Origin of the sequence: Rhizobium sp. CB3090, assembly GCF_029714285.1 — a bacterium.
Classification (GTDB): Bacteria; Pseudomonadota; Alphaproteobacteria; order Rhizobiales; family Rhizobiaceae; genus Rhizobium.
Genome location: NZ_CP121663.1, coordinates 111,575 through 133,225, shown reverse-complemented (window position 1 = coordinate 133,225; position 21,651 = coordinate 111,575). Strand labels below are relative to the sequence as shown.

The 21,651-nt window shown below is 58.3% G+C and carries 20 protein-coding genes and 1 riboswitch; of the genes, 14 read left to right on the top strand and 6 right to left on the bottom strand.

Translation table 11 applies throughout. From position 1 onward, the window contains the following. Positions 1-83: 83 nt before the first annotated feature. Entirely contained in the window at positions 84-779 is a 696-nt protein-coding gene (locus QA646_RS19425; RefSeq protein ID WP_283059885.1) for a GntR family transcriptional regulator, read from the bottom strand. A gap of 391 nt (positions 780-1,170) precedes the next feature. Here QA646_RS19425 and QA646_RS19420 point away from each other — a divergent pair, with 391 nt between their 5' ends. After that, the gene (locus QA646_RS19420) at positions 1,171-3,297 is read left to right on the top strand and encodes a bifunctional diguanylate cyclase/phosphodiesterase (protein ID WP_283059884.1); all 2,127 of its coding nucleotides are present in this window, start codon (positions 1,171-1,173) and stop codon (positions 3,295-3,297) included. A gap of 28 nt (positions 3,298-3,325) precedes the next feature. On the opposite strand, the gene QA646_RS19415 is transcribed toward QA646_RS19420, so the two are convergent. The 4 genes from QA646_RS19415 to QA646_RS19400 form a co-directional block, all read right to left on the bottom strand. Beyond that, positions 3,326-4,285, bottom strand: coding sequence for a sugar-binding transcriptional regulator (locus QA646_RS19415; protein ID WP_283059883.1), 960 nt, complete (start codon positions 4,283-4,285; stop codon positions 3,326-3,328). Between the two features lie 21 nt (positions 4,286-4,306). After that, entirely contained in the window at positions 4,307-5,776 is a 1,470-nt protein-coding gene (locus QA646_RS19410) for an FGGY-family carbohydrate kinase (protein ID WP_283059882.1), read from the bottom strand. 71 nt (positions 5,777-5,847) lie between these two features. Next, positions 5,848-6,804, bottom strand: coding sequence for a transketolase family protein (locus QA646_RS19405; protein ID WP_283059881.1), 957 nt, complete (start codon positions 6,802-6,804; stop codon positions 5,848-5,850). Continuing rightward, the gene (locus QA646_RS19400) at positions 6,804-7,613 is read right to left on the bottom strand and encodes a transketolase (RefSeq protein ID WP_283059880.1); all 810 of its coding nucleotides are present in this window, start codon (positions 7,611-7,613) and stop codon (positions 6,804-6,806) included. Before QA646_RS19400 ends, QA646_RS19405 begins: the two co-directional genes overlap by 1 nt. Positions 7,614-7,837: 224 nt before the next feature. Here QA646_RS19400 and QA646_RS19395 point away from each other — a divergent pair, with 224 nt between their 5' ends. From QA646_RS19395 to ribB, 6 genes are all read left to right on the top strand, one after another. Beyond that, positions 7,838-8,818: an ABC transporter permease gene (locus tag QA646_RS19395; protein ID WP_283059879.1), complete on the top strand. Its 981-nt coding sequence runs from the start codon at positions 7,838-7,840 to the stop codon at positions 8,816-8,818. Between the two features lie 115 nt (positions 8,819-8,933). Further along, positions 8,934-9,863, top strand: coding sequence for a sugar ABC transporter substrate-binding protein (locus tag QA646_RS19390; protein WP_028752162.1), 930 nt, complete (start codon positions 8,934-8,936; stop codon positions 9,861-9,863). Between the two features lie 22 nt (positions 9,864-9,885). Further along, positions 9,886-11,364, top strand: a complete 1,479-nt coding sequence (locus QA646_RS19385) for a sugar ABC transporter ATP-binding protein (RefSeq protein WP_283059878.1) — start codon at positions 9,886-9,888, stop codon at positions 11,362-11,364. A 24-nt stretch (positions 11,365-11,388) separates the two neighbouring features. Beyond that, entirely contained in the window at positions 11,389-12,177 is a 789-nt protein-coding gene (locus QA646_RS19380; RefSeq protein WP_283059877.1) for an SDR family oxidoreductase, read from the top strand. Between the two features lie 25 nt (positions 12,178-12,202). After that, entirely contained in the window at positions 12,203-12,985 is a 783-nt protein-coding gene (locus tag QA646_RS19375) for a glucose 1-dehydrogenase (RefSeq protein WP_283059876.1), read from the top strand. A 107-nt stretch (positions 12,986-13,092) separates the two neighbouring features. Then, a riboswitch (FMN riboswitch) is annotated at positions 13,093-13,238 on the top strand. A 119-nt stretch (positions 13,239-13,357) separates the two neighbouring features. Continuing rightward, on the top strand, positions 13,358-13,999 hold the full coding sequence (ribB, locus tag QA646_RS19370) for a 3,4-dihydroxy-2-butanone-4-phosphate synthase (protein ID WP_283059875.1): 642 nt from the start codon (positions 13,358-13,360) through the stop codon (positions 13,997-13,999). Between the two features lie 139 nt (positions 14,000-14,138). Here ribB and QA646_RS19365 read toward each other — a convergent pair whose 3' ends face one another. Next, positions 14,139-14,369, bottom strand: a complete 231-nt coding sequence (locus QA646_RS19365) for a DUF1127 domain-containing protein (protein ID WP_283059874.1) — start codon at positions 14,367-14,369, stop codon at positions 14,139-14,141. Between the two features lie 560 nt (positions 14,370-14,929). On the opposite strand from QA646_RS19365, the gene QA646_RS19360 reads away from it, so the two are divergent. The 7 genes from QA646_RS19360 to QA646_RS19330 all read left to right on the top strand — a co-directional run bounded on the left by QA646_RS19360 (position 14,930) and on the right by QA646_RS19330 (position 21,617). Further along, complete coding sequence (locus tag QA646_RS19360) at positions 14,930-16,315, top strand: cache domain-containing protein (protein WP_283059873.1); 1,386 nt, start codon at positions 14,930-14,932, stop codon at positions 16,313-16,315. Then, the gene (locus QA646_RS19355; protein ID WP_283059872.1) at positions 16,312-16,956 is read left to right on the top strand and encodes a response regulator transcription factor; all 645 of its coding nucleotides are present in this window, start codon (positions 16,312-16,314) and stop codon (positions 16,954-16,956) included. The genes QA646_RS19360 and QA646_RS19355 overlap by 4 nt, the downstream gene beginning before the upstream one ends. A 271-nt stretch (positions 16,957-17,227) precedes the next feature. Then, positions 17,228-17,425, top strand: a complete 198-nt coding sequence (locus QA646_RS19350) for a DUF3311 domain-containing protein (RefSeq protein WP_283059871.1) — start codon at positions 17,228-17,230, stop codon at positions 17,423-17,425. After that, positions 17,415-18,890 carry a sodium:solute symporter family protein gene (locus QA646_RS19345; protein ID WP_283059870.1) on the top strand — a complete coding sequence of 492 codons (1,476 nt, stop codon included), beginning with the start codon at positions 17,415-17,417 and terminating at the stop codon, positions 18,888-18,890. The genes QA646_RS19350 and QA646_RS19345 overlap by 11 nt, the downstream gene beginning before the upstream one ends. 228 nt (positions 18,891-19,118) lie before the next feature. After that, a complete protein-coding gene (locus QA646_RS19340; RefSeq protein WP_283059869.1) occupies positions 19,119-20,489 on the top strand; it encodes a TadE/TadG family type IV pilus assembly protein in 1,371 nt (456 codons plus the stop codon). Continuing rightward, positions 20,486-21,016 (top strand): TadE/TadG family type IV pilus assembly protein, encoded by a 531-nt coding sequence (locus QA646_RS19335; protein WP_283059868.1) that lies wholly within the window; start codon positions 20,486-20,488, stop codon positions 21,014-21,016. The genes QA646_RS19340 and QA646_RS19335 overlap by 4 nt, the downstream gene beginning before the upstream one ends. 1 nt (position 21,017) lies before the next feature. Beyond that, the gene (locus tag QA646_RS19330; protein WP_283059867.1) at positions 21,018-21,617 is read left to right on the top strand and encodes a TadE/TadG family type IV pilus assembly protein; all 600 of its coding nucleotides are present in this window, start codon (positions 21,018-21,020) and stop codon (positions 21,615-21,617) included. Positions 21,618-21,651: the final 34 nt, after the last annotated feature.

Sequence of the window (21,651 nt, the reverse complement as noted above, 5' to 3'; positions counted from 1 at the left end):
CTCGCGTGCCGAAGCAGATCGAAAGAGAAAGTCGAAAGAGGCTCCAGTCGCTCCGGGCTGCATACCGGAGAGCCTTCACCGGCCTATCCGGCGGATTCCTTTGCGGATAGAACCGCTTCCGCAATGGCGCTGGCGGCGGCAACGTGGTCCATGGCAGCCTTGTAGGCCCCCTCCCCGTCACCACGGCGGATCGCTTCCACGATCTTCGCCATCTGGCGCGGGCCCTCGATGTCGCGGTTCTTCGTCTTGATCGTCATCGACCGCAGATGGTTTATTCGCACCGTGAGGAGGTTGACGACACCCCAGGCGACATGTCTGTCGACCATGGTGAATAGGGTTTGATAGAAAGAAGACGTGTGCGCCAGCACTCCGGGCATGTCCTTGTCGCGGTAGCTGTCGCGGATTCCCTGCAGCGACGTTTCCAGCGCCGCGACAATCTCGGGACTTCCGCGCTGCGCGCATAATCGCGCCGCCATACCCTCGAGCACACCGCGGATCTCATAGATCTGCTTGGCCTCGTCGAGATCGAGCTGGGCGACAATCGGGCCTTTGTTCGGCAGATTGGCAACCAGCCCTTCCGATTCCAGATGCCGCAGAACTTCGCGCACGATCGTCCGGCTCACACCGAGCTGGGCACACATGTCACGTTCGACAAGTCGATCTCCCGGGCGAAAATACCCGTTCACGATGGCCTCGCGAACCTTGTCGAGAGCAAGCTCTCGCAACGTCTTTGCGGGACGCTCCACTCTGATCGCTGCGTCCTTCAGGGCACCGCTCATTCCTGCACCTCAAATGTTGGACGTGTTTCGCAAGCTCGACTTCCGTTCGGCATCGATTTCATAAGAATCGTATTATGGCGTACCACACACTATCGGCGGTTGGCAATTCAACCCGCGTCGATCTGCAAGACTGTCAGCCCTGCATTCGGATCTGAACGCGGCTGATATCCCGCCGGCCAGTCCGCTTCCATCGAGCCATGCCGGCCGAGCAAATTGCGCCGTGCGTAGCCGATTCGCGCATGGTTTGCTGTAAAGGCAACATTTGCGCTGCCGCCGTTAACAATAGTTTATAACCTCGGGCGTTAGAACTTACATCGCAGCGCATAGCGGACATGATGTCTCCTGCCGTCTCGCAAAGGCATGATCCGTCAATCCCTGTTTGCGTATCCCCATGTCTTCCGATTTGACGCCCCGCCAGTTCCGTACCCACACATCTTCCGTGAGCGCTATAACGGTGTGCTTTCTCGCCGTTGCGCTGGTCTTGACCGGCCTCGTAGCACATGTGGTTACGACGATGACGCGATCGGCGAACGCAATCGACGACGCGCGAGCAGACCGCGCCGCCCATGCCGCGATCGTTTCGTTCATGGCCAAGCTGGGTGCCACAATCAAAGATAATGCCGTCTGGGATGATGCCTATAAGGCCATCGGCACGCCTGCCGCCGCTGATTGGGCCTATGAAAATTGGGGCAAGACCAGCGCGGATTATTCCCTCTATGATGGGGCCGTTGTAATTGGGCCTGATGGCAGTGCGGTTTCCGCCTATCTGAAGGGCAAACCGTTTCAGCCGCGCGACTATTTCGGAGAGACCTTCGACCGCCAGATGGAGGCAGCCGCAAAGCCGCAGCCGGCGCCTTTGCTCAATTTCTTCAAGACCGAGACGGGAATCCTGCTTGTGGCATCACAGGCGATCCAGCCCTTCAGCCCGACTGGCGAGCTTTCGAATCTCAGCGTTTTGACCTTTTTTAAAGAGTTGACCCCGGAAGTCGTCGATGCACTCTCGGATGAACACGAGCTCGACGGCCTGCGCCTCCAGGGGACGCCCGAACCGAATGAACTGAATTCTCCCATCAAGGACATGGACGGTGCGATCATTGGCTATCTGGTTTGGCCAAGCAAAGCTCCGGGAAACGCCATTTTCAACGGGGTTCGGCCCTACGTGATCGCCGCAGCCAGCATACTCGTCCTTTTTCTGGCAGCCGTCTTGCTTGCAGGTACGTCGGAGGCCGGGCGTCTTCGCCGTTTGACTGAGGCGGCCAGGTTTGAAGCAAGTCATGACAGTTTGAGCGGCCTGTTCAACAGACACGGCATTCTTGACATGCTTGATCGATTGGACAGCAGCTACTCCGCAGTATCGCTCTATATGATCGATCTCGACGGTTTCAAGGCCGTCAACGATGCATGGGGACATGCGGTCGGAGACCAGCTTATCCGGATCGTCGCAAAAGCTCTGCAAGACTGTCATCCCGAAATCCATGCCTCGGCAAGACTAGGGGGTGACGAATTCGCGTTGGTGCAGTTCGGATCCGCTTCACATCGGGATATAGAGGACTCCATCCTTAAGCTTTTTCGCACTCCCTTCAAAATCGGCGGACGAACGATCGAAGTGGGGACGAGCATCGGCATGGCAAGCCGCGTCGGCGATATAACGTCACTTGAGCTTCTTCGCAGAGCCGACATGGCTCTCTACCGCGCCAAGGAAAATGGCAAGGGCCAGGCCGTTACCTACGATCGCGGGCTGGATCGCGAACGCCAGCGTGTCGCCGAATTGGAAAGCGAGTTGAGAAATGCCATCGACAATGGCGCGATCGAACCGTTTTTCCAGCCCCTGGTGTCGGCATCCACCGGTGCAATTATCGGTCTTGAGGCTCTGGCACGCTGGCGCGGCGCGGCCGGGAGCATCAGCCCAGAAGTTTTTATTCCGCTAGCCGAAAAGTCCGGCCTTATCGATGCTTTGGGCGTTCATATGCTACGGGCGTCGATTCATCATGCGAAGGCGTGGCCGGGCCTGGCGCTTTCGGTCAATGTCTCGCCCGTTCAGCTCTGCAATCCGGACTTCGCTGCACAGGTCATTGCAGTCCTCGATGAATCCGGCTTCGATCCTAGCCGCTTGACACTGGAAATAACCGAGGGCGTCCTAATGACGAATCCTGACCAGGCACGCCGCTCAATAGACGTGCTCAGGCGTATCGGCATCAAAATCGCGCTTGATGATTTTGGCTGCGGCTATGCAAGTATCGGTGCCTTGCGGCAGTTCGGGTTCGATCGCATGAAAATCGACCGGTCCCTGGTATTGGGCCTGGAAGAGAACGCCAACGGCATCGATATCCTGCGTGCCACGGTCGCTTTGGCAACCGCCCTTGACATTCCGGTGACCGCGGAGGGTATCGAGAACCCTCGCCAAGCGGAGATACTGCGCGCCTCGGGTTGCGACCAATTGCAAGGCTACCTGGTCGGCAAGCCCATGTCGTCCACTGAGATCGGCGAGACGCTCCGTCAACACACCTCGGCAGCGTGAGTTACGTCTCGGAACTAATCGCGCAAGCCTAAGCTGGCTGATCGATCAGCCGCTGGGCAGTGAATTTGTCGGTGACCAAGGTGTCGATCACACCTATGCGCAGTGCGCCGGCGATCGCCGCGGTTTTCTTTTCGCCTCCCGCAAGCGCAATCACCCGATCGACCTTGGCAAGCTCGTCGAGCGAGATGCCGATTACCCTCTCATCAAGCGGCGTTTTGACCGGCCTGCCTTTGCCATCGAAAAACCGCAGGGAAATATCGCCGACCGCTCCTGCATCCGCGAGATCGGCCAATTCGCGCGACGAAAAAATATTTCCGGATCGTGCGAGAAGCTCTGACGGTTCGACCGCGCCGATACCAACGATTGCGACGCTGATTGCGCCGAAAAGCTCGATGGTTTCCCGCACGAAAGGATCGGCCATCATCAGCAGCTTGGCTTCCCGCGAACTTGTCACGCCTTGGACCGGAAGGAGTTTGGGTTCTGCGCCCGTCAGGCGGGCCAGCCTTGTGGTTAGCTGCGTCGCATGGGTCTGAACGGAGGGATCGCCCATTCCGCCGAGCGTCTGGACGATATATTTTGCCTGGGCGCTTTTTTGCGGGTGGATATTCTCCACCATTTTAAAGATCGTCTGGCTCCAGCTTGAAACGCCGATAATTTCACCTTCGGACAGGGTGACTTCGAGAAGGTGAGCGGCGGCTTCGCCAATCCGCGCCATGATGGCACCTTCTCGGTCTTCGGAACATTCCACGACGATCGCTTCGGGGAGATTGAAGCGTTCCCGGAGTGCCGATTCAAGCTCTGTATAGGTCCCGACAGGCGGGATCACCGTGGTCCGCACGATGTCTTCGGCTTCCGCGCGCTTCAGCATTCGCGAGACGGTCGCCTGCGACAACCTCAGATGCTGGGCAATGTCAGCCTGCCGCTTGCGCTCGATGTGATACATCTGCGCCACACGAGAAATCAGGCGAAGCTCGTTGATCCGTCCCATATTTGTTCCGTCGGTGAATTTTTATTCACCAATAGCGGGCGGCGGTTCGAACGTCGAGCGTGCAATCGCATCATTCCACGTTTTAAACTTTTCCGCGTTGTCATTTGCCTGCGGCTTGATGATTGTGCTCTGCCGAGGAAGGCGGCCGATGGCGTCAAGATCCGCCCACATGCCCAACGATAGGCCGGCAAGATAGGCCGCCCCCAGCGCGGACGCTTCGGGTGCTGCGCATTGAATGACCGCATGCCCCAACAGATCAGCGACACACTGCATGAGAAACGTGTTCTGGCTGGGTCCTCCGTCCACATAAAGAGAGCCGATGCTCCCCGCGTTCTGCTTCTGCATCGCACAGAAGACATCGTGCACCTGAAGGGCGATGGAGTCGGTAACGGCTCTCGCCAATTGCGCCCGCGTGGTGCTGAAGTTGATTTGCGAAAACAGAGCGCGCGCATCCGAATTCCAATGGGGCGCACCGAGACCGACAAAGGCGGGAACGAAGCCGGGGCCGCCCGGCTCGGCCGTTGCAGCCAGATCGACAAGAGCCGTAACGTCGGGAAGGCCGAGAATTTCCGTCATCCACGGCAGGCTTGCCGCTGAAACGAGGATATTGCCTTCGAAAGCGAAAGTCGGGTTTCCAGCGATGCGCCAGGCAACGGTCGTCGTGATCCCATGTTGCGGTGCGATAAAACGCGGCAATGTCGTCATGACCGACGAACCCGTGCCGAATGTCACTTTGCCGTCCCCCGCTCTATGGGCCCCATGCCCGAAAAGAGCGGCATGGCTATCGCCGATGGCAGAACAAATCGGCGTTCCGTCCGGCACCCCCGCAAGGCCCGTGGTCGTTCCGAATTGCCCCGCGCTATCGAGAACTTCGGGCAGCAGGTTTTTGTCCACGCCGAACAAGGCACAAAGCTCTTCGCTCCAACGCTGGGTCTTGAGATCGAAGAGCTGGCTGCGGGCCGCATTCGACGCATCGCAGACATGCTTTCTGCCACCTGTCAGGCAGTGAACAAGCCAGCTATCCACGGTGCCGATGCGCTCAGTGCGTCTGGCCGGCGCGCGATCCAGCAGCCATTTCATCTTCGAGCCGGGAAACATCGGATCGATCGGCAAGCCCGTGGTCTCCTGGATCCGTTGCGAATGCCCAAGCCCGATCAGCCTTTCGCAATCGGAAGCCGTGCGGCGGCACTGCCAGCTCACGACGGGGCCGAGCGCCTCCCCCGTATCGCCATCCCAAATCGTCACCGATTCCCGCTGATTGGAAATCGCAACCGCTTCAATCGCAACCTTTGCCGGCGCAGCTTCGATGCAAGCACCAACCGCCTCGCACACCGATTGCCAGATGCGATTTGCATCCTGCTCGACCCAGCCTGGTTGCGGATAGCTGATGCCGACGGGGGCGGCACCGCGAGAAATGAGTTCGCCCTTTTCCGATACCAGAATGGCTTTAGAATTCGTCGTACCCTGATCGATTGCCAGGATGGCTCGCATAAAATCTTTCCTCCAAGAATGACCCGGGGCATTCAGCGCGATGCCCCGGCAAGCACGCCGTCAGCGTCAGGTCACTTCCTCTTGAGAAGTGCCGATGCTGCCTGGGCAATGGCATCAGGCGCCATTCCGAATTCATCCAGAAGGAATTCAGCCGAGCCTGTCGGAGCATAGATACCAGGAACGCCCAGACGCTTCATCGGAACGGGTGCATGGTCGACGACCACTTCGGCGACCGCCGAACCGAGACCGCCATAAATCGAATGCTCCTCGGCGGTCACGATAGCGCCAGTTTCCTTTGCAGCGGCGATGATAGCCTGTTCGTCGATCGGCCGCACGGTTGCCATGTTGAGAACACGGGCGTCGATCCCCTGGGTTGCGAGGATTTCTGCGGCCTTGAGGATGCGATGCGTCAGCGTGCCGTTGGCAATCAGGGTCACATCCCCCCCCTCGCGCAACACATTGGCTTTGCCGAGTTCGAACTTGTGATCGTCCGGCAGCAGGTCGGGAACACCGACGCGCGACAGGCGCAGGAAACAGGGGCCGGCATAGCTTGCCGCCCATTTCACGGCAGCAGCCGTTTCAATGCGATCGCATGGCGCGATGACCGGAAGGTTCGGCAGGACTCGCGTCCAGGCGAAATCCTCGATGGAATGATGTGTCGGACCGAGCTCGCCATAGGCCATGCCGGAGGAAATGCCGATCAGTTTGACGTTCGCATTCGAATAGGAAATGTCGGCTTTGATCTGCTCCAGCGCACGACCCGTCAGGAAGCATGCGGCCCCACAGACGAATGGAATCTGTCCGCCGTTTGCCAGCCCCGCTCCGACGCCGACCATGTTTTGTTCGGCAATGCCGACATTGACCAATCGTTCCGGAAATTTGGACTTGAAGCCGCCGAGCTTGGATGAGCCGACGGAATCGTTGCAGACCGCAATGATCGTCCGCTCGCCAGCCGCCAGCGCCTCCAAAGTCGCAGCGAAAGCGTCACGGCAGTCGTAGAGATTGGTGTTCGAGTTGGATGCGTCCATTAGAGTGCCTCCGACAGTTCTGCGACAGCCTGTTCGTATTGTTCCTTGTTCGGCACCTTATGATGCCAATCCACCCGATCCTGCATGAAGGAGATGCCATGGCCCTTGTTCGTATGGGCGACGATGCAGTGCGGACGGGTGCTGCGATGCTCCAGCGCGGGAACGATTTGCGCCATTTCGTTGCCGTTGATTTCGCTGACTTCCCAGCCGAATGCTTCGAGTTTCGGCCTTAGCGGGGCGACATTGTTGGTATCGGCGAGTGCCGCGCCCTGCTGGAAACGATTGTGATCGACGATCAGGGTCAGATTGTCCAGATTAAACTGCGATGCGGCCATTATGGCTTCCCAGTTCGATCCCTCCTGCATCTCGCCGTCCCCGGTCATGACATAGGTGTGATAGCCGGCGCCGGTCAGCTTACCGGCCTTCGAAACGCCGACGGCGACCGGCAGCCCGTGCCCCAAGGGACCGGTGTTGGTTTCGACGCCTGGAACCTTGTTGCAATTGGGATGGCCGTTGAGCCGCGAATGCGGCTGCAGGAATGTCGATATCTCCTCCTCCGAAATGAACCCGCGCTTTGCGAGAGTGATGTACAGCGCGCAGGCGGTGTGGCCCTTCGACAGAATGAACCGATCACGATCGGGCCGCTTCGGTTCGCTGGGATAGATCTTCAGAACGCGAAAATAGAGAGCAGTCAGGATGTCGATCGCCGACATCTCACCGCCAATATGTCCCGCACCTGCGTCATAAACCGCTTGCAGGTCGCGCAGGCGTATCTGGCGCGCGACGCGCTCAAGTTCCTTAACTTGCATGATGCTCCCTCGTTGCATAATTATTCAGTCGTAGATATTTTTGCATAAAAGTTCATTCAGTCAAGCCTATTTATCGATGAAGCACAGTTCCAATGGAAAGCTATGCGCCATTTTCAGTGCTTGACAGCCCAAATATGAGTTGGTAATGAATTTTCCAGCATGAATGCATAAATATGCACGCTTGAAGGAAAATCATCCGAAGCGAGTATAGGGGTGGAGGAGCCATGTCAGCATTGGGCGTCAACGAACAAAGCCAGCAGCCGCGAACCTCACTTGCATGGCTCAGCGGAGCCACGGGTCCGCTCATCGGCTTGCTGATACTCTGCATGTTCCTGAGCGTTGCGACGGACCGGTTTCTTTCGGTGCGCAATGCGCTCAACATCCTCGATCAGATTACTGTGCTCGGCGTCATGTCCGTGGGTATGACGTTCGTCATTCTGATCGGCGGCATCGATCTTTCCGTCGGCTCGGTTCTCGCGCTGTCGATGATGGTGATGGGCTGGGTCGCGAATGTTGCCGGCTTGCCGATGGCCGTCGCGATCCCGCTGGCACTCCTGGCTTCAGCGGTGAGCGGCCTGATCGTCGGCGTGATGGTGACGAGTTTCCGTGTGCCCGCCTTCATTGCCACTCTTGCGATGATGTCGGTCGCCCGTGGCATTGCCAATATGATTACCGATGGCCAGCAGATCGTCGGCTTTCCCGACTGGTTCACCATGCTGGCGATCGATCGTCACTTCGGCGTCTTGACCGCGACGGTCTTCCTGATGCTGGCGATCGTCATCGTCTCCTGGCTCTTTCTCAAATACCGCTCCGAAGGGCGCATGCTGTATGCGATCGGCGGCAATCCCGAGGTCGCCCGCCTGGCCGGTATCAATGTGCCGGTGGTCACGATCGGCGTCTATGTCGTCTGCGCCGTCTTGGCGGGCGTTGCCGGGATCGTCCTTGCCGCGCGCCTGGATGCCGTCCAGCCTTCAAGCGGCTTTGGCTACGAGCTCGACACCATTGCGGCCGTCGTCATCGGAGGAACGTCTCTGTCGGGCGGCGCCGGCGGCATCGGCGGAACACTGATCGGCGTGCTTATCATCGGCGTTTTACGCAATGGCCTGAACCTGCTCAACGTCTCCCCATTCCTGCAGCAAGTGATCATCGGTGTCGTCATCGTTCTTGCAGTCGGCGCTGAAACGCTGCGCCGGAGGAAGGCATAAGACAGGCCGCTAAGGCCGATAGCCGGAATTCCCCTTCCGTCGCACGGACGGGGATTGTGAAAGCCCGAGGGCGGAGGACGTTTCCAAGGGCGCATTGAAACCAAAGGAGGAACTCATGAAACTTTCCCGCACTCTCTTGACCACGGCAGCCATACTCGCACTGTCGCTGGGATCGGTTCAGGCCAAGGAAGTCAAGAAACTCGGCCTCGCGGTCGCCAACCTTCAGGCAAACTTCTTCAACCAGATCAAGCAGGCTGTCGAAGCGGAAGCCAAGACCCGCGGCATCGAAGTCATCACCGTTGACGCAAAGGGCGACGGTCCGACCCAGGTCAACCAGGTCCAGGATCTTCTCACGCAGAACATCGATGCGCTCATCTACATTCCGGCCGGTGCCGCCGCCGCAACCATTCCGGTGAAGCTCGCCCATCAGTCGAACGTGCCGGTCATCAACGTCGACCGCAACGCCGACGGCGCGCCTGGCGATACCTTCCTGGCTACGGATTCCGTCGCGTCGGCAAACGCCGTCTGCAAATACATCATCGAGAAGGCCGGCGGTAAGGGCAACATGGTGATCATCCATGGTCAGAAGGGCACGACGCCGGAAGTCGATCGCACCAAGGGCTGCATGGAGGCCGTCAAGGCAAATCCGGGCGTGAAGATCGTTTCGGAGCAGTGGTCGAACATCTGGAGCCAGGATGAAGGCTTCCAGATCATGCAGAACATGCTGCAGGCCAATCCGGACGTTTCGATCGTCTTCGCACAGGCCGACGCACTCGCTCTTGGTGCTGCGCAGGCCATCAAGGTCGCAAATCCCTCGCAGAAGATTGCCCTCGGTGGTTTCGATGGCGACACCGCAGCTCTCGAAGCGCTGAAGAACGGCGTCTTCGATGTGACCGCGACGCAGCAGACCCAGAAAATGGGCCGCGATGCCGTTGCCAATGCTGTTAAGATCGTCGGCGGCGAGAAAGTGCCTCCGGTGCAGCTTTTGGATGCGACCCTGACCACCAAGGATAACGTGGCCGGCTTTATCGCCAACCATCCATAAGCATAACCAAGGGAGCGGTGCGATGACTGATCCGGTGCTCACACTCAGGGGTATTTCCAAGCGCTACGGTCCTCTGGAAGTCCTGAAGAACGTCAGTCTCGATGTCTTCCCGGGCGAGGTCGTCGCCTTGCTCGGCGAAAACGGCGCGGGAAAATCGACCCTGTCGGGCATCATCGCCGGATCGCGCACGCCTTCCGAAGGTTCCATGACATGGCAGGGGCAGCCCTATGCCCCTGCCAACCCGAGAGAGGCGATCGACAAGGGCGTAGTCCTGATCCACCAGGAGTTACAATTGCTTCCCGAACTGACGATCGCCGAAAACGTCTTCATCGGCCGATGGCCGATGAAGAATGGCGTCGTCGACCGGGCACAAATGGTCAAACGTGCTCAAGAGCAGCTTTCGCGCCTGAACCTGCATATTCCTGCAACGCGCAAGGTGGCAGGGCTGTCGACCGCCAACCAGCAGCTTATTGAAATTGCCAAGGCCCTGGCGCTCGATGCAAAACTGCTGATCCTCGACGAACCGACGGCGGCACTCGGCGGTGCGGAAACGGAGGCGCTCTTCGAGCAGGTCAGAAAACTGCGCGCCGAAGGCGTCGGGATCATCTACATCTCGCACCGAATGGAAGAGATCAAACAAATCACCGATCGCATCGTCGTCCTTCGCGACGGCGAACGCGTTCAGGAATTTGCCGATAGCTCGACCCCTGTTCGCACGATCGTTGAAAGCATGGTCGGCCGTTCGCTCGACAGGATGTTCCCGACTTTGCCGGTGCCACAGGACCGTCCGGTGCTACAAGTCAAAGAATTGACCTCGGTGGACGATTCATTCCGCGATATCAGTTTCGAGGTCAGGGCAGGCGAAATTCTGGGTATAGCCGGCCTGGTTGGCGCGGGACGAACCGAATTGGTGCGCGCCATCTCCGGAGCGGATCCGATCAAATCCGGTGCAGTGCGCCTCAATGGCGAGCCGCTGAAATTGCGTAGTCCGGCCGACGCCGTGGCGAGAGGCATCGTTATGGTGCCGGAGGACCGTAAGCTGCAGGGATTGGTCGTCAACCACCGCATCGCTGAAAACCTCGTTTATCCAAACCTCGATCGGTTCGGAGGCGGCTGGATCACGTCCGCGATGAAGCGGGATTTCGCAAAGAAGGCCATTTCCACCTTCGGCATCAAGGGCCGTGGCGAGCAGCTTGCCTCCGACCTTTCGGGCGGCAACCAGCAAAAGATCGTCATTGCAAAATGGTTAATGCGCGATCCCAAAGTGGTCGTGCTCGATGAACCGACCCGAGGCATCGATGTCGGCGCCCGTGCCGGCATCTACGACATTATTGTCGGTCTTGCGAACAGGGGCGTGGCCGTCATCGTGGTCAGCTCCGATCTGGAAGAGGTCCTCGGCGTATCGAACCGCATCCTGGTCCTCGCGCAGGGAAGACAGGCCGGGATTCTGGAGCGCGACCGGGCAAACGACGTCTCCGTCATGGAATTGGCTACAATCTAAAGTGACAACAAGAAAGGAAGAGCGATGCCTGACATCACTCTGAATGCTCCCAAGCTTTTCGATCTCTCCGGCCAGGTTGCCTTCGTGACCGGCGCCGGCAGCGGTATCGGCCAGCGCATCGCCATCGGCCTGGCGCAATGCGGCGCGGATGTCGCATTGCTTGACCGCCGCAACGACGATGGCCTGTCGCAGACCGCCGAATTCGTTCGCAAGGCGGGCCGCCGCTCCATCCAGATTGCCGCTGACGTGACCAACAAGGCAGCGCTTGCCGAAGCGGTAGAACGCGCGGATGTCGAACTTGGTCCCCTCTCCCTCGCACTCAATGCAGCAGGCATCGCGAACGCCAATCCTGCCGAGGAGATGGAGGAAGAGCAATATCAGACGCTGATGGACATCAATCTCAAGGGCGTCTTCCTGTCCTGCCAGGCCGAAGCGCGCTCGATGCTCAAGAGGGGCAAGGGATCGATCGTGAACATTGCGTCCATGTCGGGCGTCATCGTCAATCGCGGCCTGAACCAATGCCATTACAACGCCTCCAAGGCCGGCGTCATCCACATGTCGAAGTCGCTGGCGATGGAATGGGTCGGCCGCGGCATTCGCGTCAACACGATCTCCCCCGGCTATACCGCGACGCCGATGAACACCCGGCCGGAGATGGTCCACCAGACAAAGCTGTTTGAAGAGCAGACCCCGATGCAGCGCATGGCAACGGTCGATGAGATGGTTGGCCCTGCCGTATTCCTGCTTTCGGAGGCGGCAAGCTTTGTCACGGGTGTCGACCTGCTGGTCGACGGCGGCTTCTGCTGCTGGTGATAACGATTGACTGGGAGAAATCCAAATGAACCGCTTCGAAAACAAGACCGTCGTCATCACTGGAGGTAGCCGGGGCATCGGTGCCGCCATCGCAAGACGCTTTGCGAAAGAAGGTGCAAATCTCGTCGTTTCCGCCAATGAAGAGTCGGTGCACTCCGTTGCCGAGCAGATCAGGAAGGACGGCGGCAAAGCGATCTCTTTCGTCGGCGACGTCACGGACAAAGCAAGCGTGAAGGCTCTTTATGACGCGGCGGAAAATGCCTTTGGTTCGGTCGACGTATCGATCCAGAATGCCGGCGTCATTACGATCGCACGGATTGAAGACATGACCGAAGGCGAGTGGGATAAGGTCATGGCGGTCAATACCAAGGGGGTCTTCCTATGCGCGCAGGAAGCGATCCTGCGCATGCGCAAGCATGGTCGCGGCGGACGTATCATCAACACGGCATCGGGGCAGGCACGCGACGGCTTCATTTATACGCCGCACTATGCCGCCTCGAAGATGGGCGTGGTCGGGATCACGCAGAGCCTCGCAAAGGAAGTCGCCACCGAAAACATAACCGTCAATGCCTTCTGCCCTGGCATCATCGAGACGGACATGTGGGCCTATAATGATCAGGCCTGGGGCAAGCTGCTCGGCAATTACGGTCCGGGCGAGTTGATGAAGGAGTGGGTCGAAGGCATTCCGATGAAGCGCGCCGGTTCAGGCGAAGACGTCGCCGGCCTCGTCACCTTTCTCGCGAGTGACGATGCGGCCTACATCACAGGGCAGACGATCAATGTCGATGGCGGTCTCATCATGTCCTGACCGCGGTCGGTTAAGAGAAAACAATCTGTTCATCGGTTGCGTCGCATAAAGAACAGTGAGAGGGAAACTGCCCTCTTGCGGGAGGCCATATCGATCGCCTATCTTATCCGCGTTCTCAGGGCGGGGTGAAACTCCCCACCGGCGGTATCGAGGAAACTCGGAGCCCGCGAGCGCCTCCGTGGATCGCGGAGGGTCAGCAGACCCGGTGAGAGGCCGGGGCCGACGGTTAAAGTCCGGATGGAAGAGAGCAACCGTGCGAGCGCAACCGGTGTTGTTGCGCGTCCGCAGGCTTGTTCGCCCAAGGGATAAACAGTGACTTCGAAAGAAGTCTTGGATGCTGCGAAAGCGGCTAACCCTTGAAAGGCAAAGTGCATGGCAATTTCTAAAATCGAAGATGCAATCGCGGCGATTTCGCGTGGCGAGATCGTTGTTGTCGTTGATGATCAGGATCGGGAAAACGAGGGCGACCTTGTGATTGCGTCTGATGCTATCACGCCTGCGGCAATTGCCTTCATGATGAATTACGCACGCGGACTGATCTGTGTGGCAATGGAAGGTGAAAGGCTGGATGAGCTCGACATTCCCCTCATGGTTCCGCGCAATACCGAGCTTCTGAAGACCGCCTTCACGGTGTCCGTGGACTATATTCCGGAAACGACGACAGGGATTTCCGCAGCCGATCGCGCGGCAACGGTCCGCGCCCTCGTCACAAAAGGCACGAAGCCTGACGACTTTGCCCGCCCGGGGCATATTTTTCCGCTACGCGCACACCCGGCGGGCGTGCTTGGACGTCCCGGCCATACCGAGGCAGCCGTCGATCTCGCAAGACTTGCCGGCCATTCGGGATCGGGGGTGATCTGCGAAGTTGCCAATGACGACGGCACCATGGCGCGGCTTCCGGATCTTGAGAAGTTTGCCGAACGGCACGGTCTTCTTCTGGTGACGATCGAAGATCTGATCGCCTATTTGGCTCGTCAGCGCGACCTGGCGACGCGGGAAATGTCCGCCGCCTAATCATTATAGATAAATGCAGGCAGGACGCCCAATTGCGGGCGTGCCATGCCTGCATAACATTCCAGACCTGCGCTGAGCCGGCCGGGAATGGAGCGAGAGGCGTATCTGACACCCCTCGCCCCGTAGTCAGTTCGACCCTTTACCATACCCGGAGATTCCAAACAGGAAATCCGGACGTTTCCTCACCGTCCGGAAGGCAGATATCCTGGCGCATACGATTGGACAGTTGAGAGGTTTGATTTACCGTTTGCTGATGCCTCCACGCGGCGAGGAACAACGCAAACGCGGTCTTCCGGACGCCGAATTTCAGGCAAAGTTCATCAACGGTCGCCGCAAGAGTGCCGGCAACTAAGGATTGTGCTTCACGCATAGTTTCTTTCCCGGCGCAACTATGCAGCCAGGTCCTTTCGAAGGTCAAAAGACGCGCGGATACAGACGCGGAAACGCGAGCGAACGCTCCGGTAGCCGGTCACGTCAAGATAATGAGGGAAATACTAAACGGGCAGAAAATCCGAAGGCTTAGTAGCCTGGATGACCGTAGTGGCTTTGGTTTGATACATGTCGCATCGACACCACCATGGCTGTTCCGCCAGAGAAGCGATTAAACACGAGAATGGATTTCATTTCACGCCTCCTCTGATTTGATTGCGGATGCGGCTATGTTACACGAGATCGGCCAATCGGCAAGCATGCAATTTCACATTGTAGAATATCAGGCGGAATCGTTGCGAGAAAGCAACACTATTGCCATACTCTTCGGCCCGGACTCGCTATCATCTACCCACTCCATTCAGCGACAAGTGACTTGCTCGGCAGGCGCTATACTTGACCACGCATTATCCTTGCCGCTTTAGTGCAAGATGTTTCGGCGGTCCGTGAAGAGTAGAGTAGCGGACGAAATCGGCCGGGAAATCTTGGGAGGACCATCTCTTGTCGCTAAGGCACCAGATCATTGCGCTGGCGATCATTCCGCTTGTGATCGCGATACTGGCGATCACGAGCTTCATCACTTGGCAATCGGCGAACCTCACGCAAGTCAATATCGCGACCTTCGAACAGAACATGCTGAAGTCCAAGGAAACGGAAATCCTCAATCTGACCCATCTGGCCCTTTCGGCGATCCAGGCGACCTATGGAGATGCGGCTGCGGACGATCAGGCCGCCAAGGAAAAGGTCGCGGCGATCCTGGCTTCGCTCGACTATGGCAAGGACGGATATTTCTTTGTCTACGACTATGACGGAAACAATATCGTCCATCCGCGCCAGAGCTTTCGGCCCGGCCGCAATTGGCTCGATCTGACCGATCCGAACGGAGACAAGGTGATCGCCGAGCTGATCGCGACGGCAAAGGCGGGCGGTGGCCTGCACCAATACGAGTGGCAAAAGCCATCCAGCGGCCAGGTGGCCGATAAACTGTCCTTCGTCGTCGGCCTCGACAAATGGCGCTGGGTCTTGGGAACCGGCGTCTATCTCGACGACGTCTACGCACAGACGGCGGCTGCCAATGCCAGCATGCGCGCCAGCATCAAAAGCACCTTTATCATCGTGGCGATGATTGCCGTTCCCGCAGTCATCGTCGTCTTCACCACCTGCATGCTGCTCACTTTCCATGAACGACGCATGGCCGATGGCAGGCTTAAGGAGCTGACCCAGCGGGTTATCGACACACAGGAGGAGGAACGCGCCCGGCTTGCCCGCGAGCTGCATGACGGGGTTTCGCAAAACCTCGTCGGTGTCCGCTATGCCATGGATCTCGCCGGCCGCAAGGTCAGGACCGACGTCAACGATGCGGCGCTGACGATCGAGCGTGGCGTTGAGGCGTTGAATGGCGCGATCAAGGAGATCCGGCGGCTGTCGCACGATCTTCGTCCGCGTGTGCTCGACGACATGGGTCTGACCGCGGCACTCGAGGCTTTTTGCCATAACTTCCAGGAGCGGAGCGGGATTGTGACCGAAATCGAAGCGTCCGGTTTCGTCGATCGGCTCAAGCCCGAGGCCAGCACTGCTCTTTATCGCGTCGCTCAGGAAGCGTTCAACAATGTCGAGCGGCATTCCGGCGCGAGCCGCCTTGCAGTCAGGCTCTGGAGTGACGGTGGGCGAGCACGCATGACCATCTCCGACAATGGCACGGGCTTCGGCGATGCCAAAGCCTCCGGTGCAGGCGGGCACGGTCTAGGCCTTCGCAACATGCAGGAGCGAATGGCGCATTTCCGTGGTCTGCTTCTGATCGACAGCACGGCCACCGGCACAACGCTAACGGCGATGATGCCGAAATCGGCCAATCTGCAGCCCCGCGATCAGGTCGAAGCTGCATGACGGCGCGTCCTAGAATCAAAGTATTGCTGATCGACAACCATCCGCTGGTGATCGATGGGCTGAAAGCCGTGCTCGAAACCTACGATCACATAGAGGTCGTCGGAACGGCCGGGCTTGCACAGACTGGCCTCGACATCGGCCGCGACACGCGCCCCGAGGTCGTGCTGATGGACATCAACATGCCGAAGCTGAACGGGATCGACGCCATCGAGCTCTTTCGAAACGAATTGCCCGAGACCCGCGTCGTCATGCTCTCCATGCATGACAGCCGGGAATACATCTCTTCCTCTGTGATGCGTGGCGCCGCCGGCTACATCCTCAAAGATGTCTCGACCGACGAAATCGTCTTGGCCATCGAGACGATAGCTCAAGGCGGCACATACTTCTCATCGGGTGTCGTCGATGTGCTGATGGAGCGCAAGAGCGAAGAGGACACGGATCCCCTGACGCCGCGCGAGCGCGACGTTCTCGGCCTCATCGTTTCCGGAAGCAGCAACAAGGAGATGGCCGAGGCCCTTGGCATAACGCCCGCTACGGCGGAGACGCATCGCAAGAACGTCAAGAAGAAGCTCAACATTGCGACGACCGCGGGCCTTATCCGCTACGCGCTCGATCACGGCATCAGCCTCAAAACGCGATGAATCGCGTTCTACCCACTTCTGGGTAGGCCTCAGCCATTTCCCTTTCTGACATCTTGTCTGACGAAAACGGTCGCCATAGGACTTCACTGCGGCTGGCTTGAAAGCGAGCCGTTGGGAGGATTTCAAATGCATTACGTCTGCTTCCGTTCAGCCGGGAAACCGGTTGCCACGGCACGGGCCGGGTTTGCCTTCGGCTAGCGACTGACAGGCCCACCTTCCACGCTGATAACCGCAACTTGCCGCCACATGTGGCGCCCGGAAGGTATCCGACATGGAAAAACCACGAAGCAAGGCAGCGCTCTGGCTGCTCGTCATTCCTTATATCGGCCTGCTCTGGCCATCCTTTTACAATACTCGCGAGCCGGCCCTGTTCGGTTTTCCCTTTTTCTACTGGTACCAGCTCGCCTGGGTGCCGATCACCGCGACGCTGACCTTCATCGCCTATCGGAGCGTGCGCCATGACGACTGACATCGACAGCACGGCGCTTGCCGTCTTCCTCTTCTTCTTCGCGCTTGTCACGATTTTGGGCTTCGTCGCGTCCCGCTGGCGCAAACCAACCACACTTGCTCATATCGACGAGTGGGGCCTGGGTGGCCGCAGCTTCGGCACCTGGATCACCTGGTTCCTGGTCGGCGGCGACTTCTATACGGCCTATACGGTGATCGCCGTTCCAGCGCTCGTCTATACGGTCGGCGCCTATGGCTTTTTTGCCCTGCCCTATACGATCGTCGTCTATCCCTTCGTCTTCATGGTGATGCCGGTTCTCTGGAAACGGGCGAGGGATTTCGGCTACGTGACCGCCGGCGACGTCGTGCATGGCCAGTATGGTTCACGCGCGCTCGAACTCGCCGTCGCGGCAACTGGCGTCATTGCGACCATGCCGTACATCGCGCTGCAGCTCGTCGGCATGACCACGGTCCTGAAGGCACTTGGCCTGCATGGCGAACTGCCGCTGGCGATCGCCTTTATCGTGCTGGCGCTCTACACCTATTCTGCAGGTCTGCGCGCTCCGGCACTGATCGCCTTCGTCAAGGACATCATGATCTATGTCGTGGTCATTGCTGCTGTGGCGCTCATTCCCTCAAAACTCGGTGGCTACGCCAATGTCTTTGCTGCAGCCGACGCCGCATTCCAGGCCAAGGGATCGGGAAATATTCTCCTGGGCGGCAATCAATATGTCGCCTACGCAACGCTCGCTTTGGGCTCGGCTCTCGCTGCCTTCATGTACCCGCATACGCTGACCGGTATCTTCGCCTCCAACAGCGGCAAGACCATTCGCAAGAATGCCGTCCTGCTGCCGGCCTATACGCTGCTGCTCGGCCTTCTCGCCCTGCTCGGCTATATGGGCCATGCGGCCGGCCTGAAACTCGACAGCCCCAACGATGTCGTGCCTGCCCTGTTCAAGACGCTGTTCTCGGGCTGGTTTGCCGGCTTCGCCTTCGCGGCGATCGCGATCGGCGCCCTGGTTCCGGCTGCGGTGATGAGCATCGGCGCTGCCAATCTCTTCACCCGCAATTTCTGGAAAGCCTATGTCGATCCAAAAGTAAGCAGCGCGGGCGAAGCCAAGGTGGCCAAGATGACTTCGCTCGTGGTCAAGGTGGGTGCCCTGCTGGTCATCATCTTCCTGCCGACGCAGTTCGCGCTCGACCTGCAATTGCTGGGCGGCATCTGGATTCTGCAGACGCTGCCGGCGCTGGTCTTCGGTCTCTACACCAACTGGTTCCGTGCACCGGGCCTGCTCGCCGGCTGGTTCGTCGGCTTCGTCGGCGGCACTCTCCTCGTCTGGGATGCCGGCTGGAAGCCTTTGCACCTGATCAGCCTCGGCGGAGAACCGTTCACCGTCTATACCGGACTGCTTGCGCTTGCTGCAAACATCGCCGTCGCGGTCGCGGTCAATGCCGTCGTGCCGGCAAGGACTCCGGCACGGGCTTGAAACAAGACCAGCGGAGGATCGCTGTAATGCGGTCCTCCGGACGGCCTCTACGTCTCAGATAGGGACTCTCGATATTATCATATTAATATCCAAAATCCGCAGGCATGTACAATATGCGCAGGAAACAGCAGGTCGGTAGCGCACTTTCCCCCGCAGTATTCAAGGGGTGCACAAAAGATTAACCCTCTTCGGCATGTTATCGTTATCACTAATTTTATGAAATAAGTGATGGTGGTTTTGAGCTCGGGTTTTTCATGGTCACTTAGGCGGCTCTTCGAGACCGTTCGCGGTCTGCGAAGAGACAGAGGCGGCAACGTCGCAATCGTTGTTGCCCTTACCATGGTGCCTATGATCCTCGCCGTTGGCGCGAGCTTCGACTACATCCGGGCCTACAATGTCAGGCAGAGTATGCAGGCCGATCTTGACGCGGCCCTAATCGCCGCCGTCAAACAGATCGACACCGATGACTCCGACGCTCTCAAGCAAAAAGTGTCCGACTGGTTCCATGCGCAAGTGGAAAGCAGTTATTCGCTCGGCGACATCGAGATCGATACGACCAACCATCGCATAACGGCGACGGCGAGCGGCACTGTTCCCACGACTTTGATGCAGCTCGCGAATATCACGACTGTTCCTGTCAGTGTATCAAGTGCCGTCGAAGGGCCGGCGACGTCCTATCTCAACGTTTACATCGTTATCGACAAATCCCCTTCGATGCTTCTGGCGGCAACGACGGCAGGCCAGCAGACAATGTACAAGGGCATCGGGTGTCAGTTTGCTTGCCACACGGGCGATACGCACACAGTCGGCGGCGCAACATATCCCGACAACTACAAATATAGTACGACAATGAAAATAAAGCTGCGTGCTGACGTTGCCGTGGACGCAGTCGATGAAGTGCTCAACATGATCAACGCGTCCGACGAGACGCATCAGCGAATCAAGGTCGGACTATACAGCTTGGGTGACACAGCTACGGAAGTTCTGGCTCCGACGCTGGATACCGCGACTGCACACAAACGCCTGGTTGACGACAGTTACGGCCTCACAAGCGCAAGCTCGACGACCTATACCTATTTTGACGTTTCCTTGACCGCGCTGAAGAAGATGGTCGGGACTGGTGGCGATGGCACCTCCTCGTCCAAACCGCTCAAATTGGTTCTTCTGCTGACGGACGGCGTGCAATCGCAGCGCGAATGGGTAACCACCGGGGTGACATGGAGCGGTAAGACAGCCGTGTCTGGAAAATACTGGAACAAGGTGGCGCCGCTCAATCCGGACTGGTGTGCATACATCAAGAACCAGTCCGCCACCATGGCGGTTCTTTATACCGAATATCTGCCGATCACCACGGACTGGGGTTATAACGCAACTGTCGGCTCGACCATGGCGAGCGCCAAGTGGAAGAGCACTTGGGGCGGCACCATGGATAGCGGCGTATCGACCAGCATCACGCGGCGAGACTACATCCCCTATGCGCTTGCCGACTGCGCATCTTCGAAGAGCTTGTTTATTTCCGCATCATCGTCAGCCGACATCACGACAGGCTTGTCAGCGCTTTTCACCCAATATCTCACATCCGTCCGGCTGACCCAATGAGGCAGGCAAAACCGTTTGCACTTCTGCGCTGTCTCCTCGCTGATCGCCGCGGCGTGGCCGCGATCGAATTCGCGATCCTGGCCCTGCCGCTGTTCATGTTCATATTCGCGATCATCGAAGTGTCGCTGATGTTTTTCATCGACTCTGCATTGGATGCTTCGGTGCAGAAGATCTCGCGAATGATCCGTACCGGCGAGGCCGCCTCCTCAAAGATCACATTGGCCGATTTCAAAACCCAAATTTGTGACGACATGCTTTTGGCGTTCGAATGCTCCGGCAATCTCTTGGTAAAGGTCGACGTGCTTTCCGACATATCAACCGTCGCCAGCACCAACCCCATCGACAGCAGCGGCAATCTCGCCGTCACCGAAACCTATAATATCGGCAAGGGCACTGACTACATCCTCGTTCAGGCATTTCTGCCCTGGACCGCCGTCGTCAATTTTTTCACCTTGTCAAGCGCCGAGCTATCCGATGGCCGCTATCTGCTCGGCTCTTCCGTTCTGTTCCGCAACGAGCCCTTCTAACATGATCCCGAAACGGAGCCTGTCCTCTCGCCGCTCGGCCAAATTCTGCATCCCCAAATTCTGCGTTCAATGCCTGGTGCGCGATCGGTCGGGGGCCTCGGGGGTGGAATTCGCTCTTGTATTGCCGCTCTTGGTGGTTCTGCTGTTTGGAGCGATTGATCTCGGCCATGCGCTCACGGTCAGCCGAAAGATGGATGAGATCGCCTCCACTACGGGCGACATGATTTCACAGCAGGGCACCTGGACAAAAGCTGATGTCGCAAAGCTTCTTACCGGCGCCAGCTTCATCCTGCAGCCTTATGACACCACGGGGCTTACGATCACGGTCTCGGTGAACGATATCAGCAGCACCGGCAGCGCAACGGTCAACTGGTCTGCCGCGCTCAATACGACAGCCCTTAGCTCCGGCACGACAAGCTCAATCGCTATACCTTCGACGATACAGGAAACCGGCGTTCAGGTCGTGCTAACGCGGGTGCAATATACATTGACAACCCCTGTCTCGGCATTCTTTGCGTCCGTTACCGGCACGGATGGCTACACCTTCGATCGCCATTTCTTCAATCGTCCAAGGGTCGGCAACACGATCACCTACAAGTAGGCCAACGACAAAAGCCCTTGGCGGGACGCGTTTG

Bases quoted from the DNA above. Each gene is read 5' to 3' on its own strand.
- QA646_RS19410 (WP_283059882.1), bottom strand. From the start codon at position 5,776: ATGCGAGCCATCCTGGCAATCGATCAGGGTACGACGAATTCTAAAGCC.
- QA646_RS19395 (WP_283059879.1), top strand. From the start codon at position 7,838: ATGTCAGCATTGGGCGTCAACGAACAAAGCCAGCAGCCGCGAACCTCA.
- QA646_RS19345 (WP_283059870.1), top strand. From the start codon at position 17,415: ATGACGACTGACATCGACAGCACGGCGCTTGCCGTCTTCCTCTTCTTC.
- QA646_RS19355 (WP_283059872.1), top strand. From the start codon at position 16,312: ATGACGGCGCGTCCTAGAATCAAAGTATTGCTGATCGACAACCATCCG.
- QA646_RS19385 (WP_283059878.1), top strand. From the start codon at position 9,886: ATGACTGATCCGGTGCTCACACTCAGGGGTATTTCCAAGCGCTACGGT.
- ribB (WP_283059875.1), top strand. From the start codon at position 13,358: ATGGCAATTTCTAAAATCGAAGATGCAATCGCGGCGATTTCGCGTGGC.
- QA646_RS19335 (WP_283059868.1), top strand. From the start codon at position 20,486: ATGAGGCAGGCAAAACCGTTTGCACTTCTGCGCTGTCTCCTCGCTGAT.
- QA646_RS19330 (WP_283059867.1), top strand. From the start codon at position 21,018: ATGATCCCGAAACGGAGCCTGTCCTCTCGCCGCTCGGCCAAATTCTGC.
- QA646_RS19375 (WP_283059876.1), top strand. From the start codon at position 12,203: ATGAACCGCTTCGAAAACAAGACCGTCGTCATCACTGGAGGTAGCCGG.
- QA646_RS19400 (WP_283059880.1), bottom strand. From the start codon at position 7,613: ATGCAAGTTAAGGAACTTGAGCGCGTCGCGCGCCAGATACGCCTGCGC.
- QA646_RS19380 (WP_283059877.1), top strand. From the start codon at position 11,389: ATGCCTGACATCACTCTGAATGCTCCCAAGCTTTTCGATCTCTCCGGC.
- QA646_RS19415 (WP_283059883.1), bottom strand. From the start codon at position 4,285: ATGGGACGGATCAACGAGCTTCGCCTGATTTCTCGTGTGGCGCAGATG.
- QA646_RS19350 (WP_283059871.1), top strand. From the start codon at position 17,228: ATGGAAAAACCACGAAGCAAGGCAGCGCTCTGGCTGCTCGTCATTCCT.
- QA646_RS19425 (WP_283059885.1), bottom strand. From the start codon at position 779: ATGAGCGGTGCCCTGAAGGACGCAGCGATCAGAGTGGAGCGTCCCGCA.
- QA646_RS19405 (WP_283059881.1), bottom strand. From the start codon at position 6,804: ATGGACGCATCCAACTCGAACACCAATCTCTACGACTGCCGTGACGCT.
- QA646_RS19365 (WP_283059874.1), bottom strand. From the start codon at position 14,369: ATGCGTGAAGCACAATCCTTAGTTGCCGGCACTCTTGCGGCGACCGTT.
- QA646_RS19390 (WP_028752162.1), top strand. From the start codon at position 8,934: ATGAAACTTTCCCGCACTCTCTTGACCACGGCAGCCATACTCGCACTG.
- QA646_RS19340 (WP_283059869.1), top strand. From the start codon at position 19,119: ATGGTGGTTTTGAGCTCGGGTTTTTCATGGTCACTTAGGCGGCTCTTC.
- QA646_RS19420 (WP_283059884.1), top strand. From the start codon at position 1,171: ATGTCTTCCGATTTGACGCCCCGCCAGTTCCGTACCCACACATCTTCC.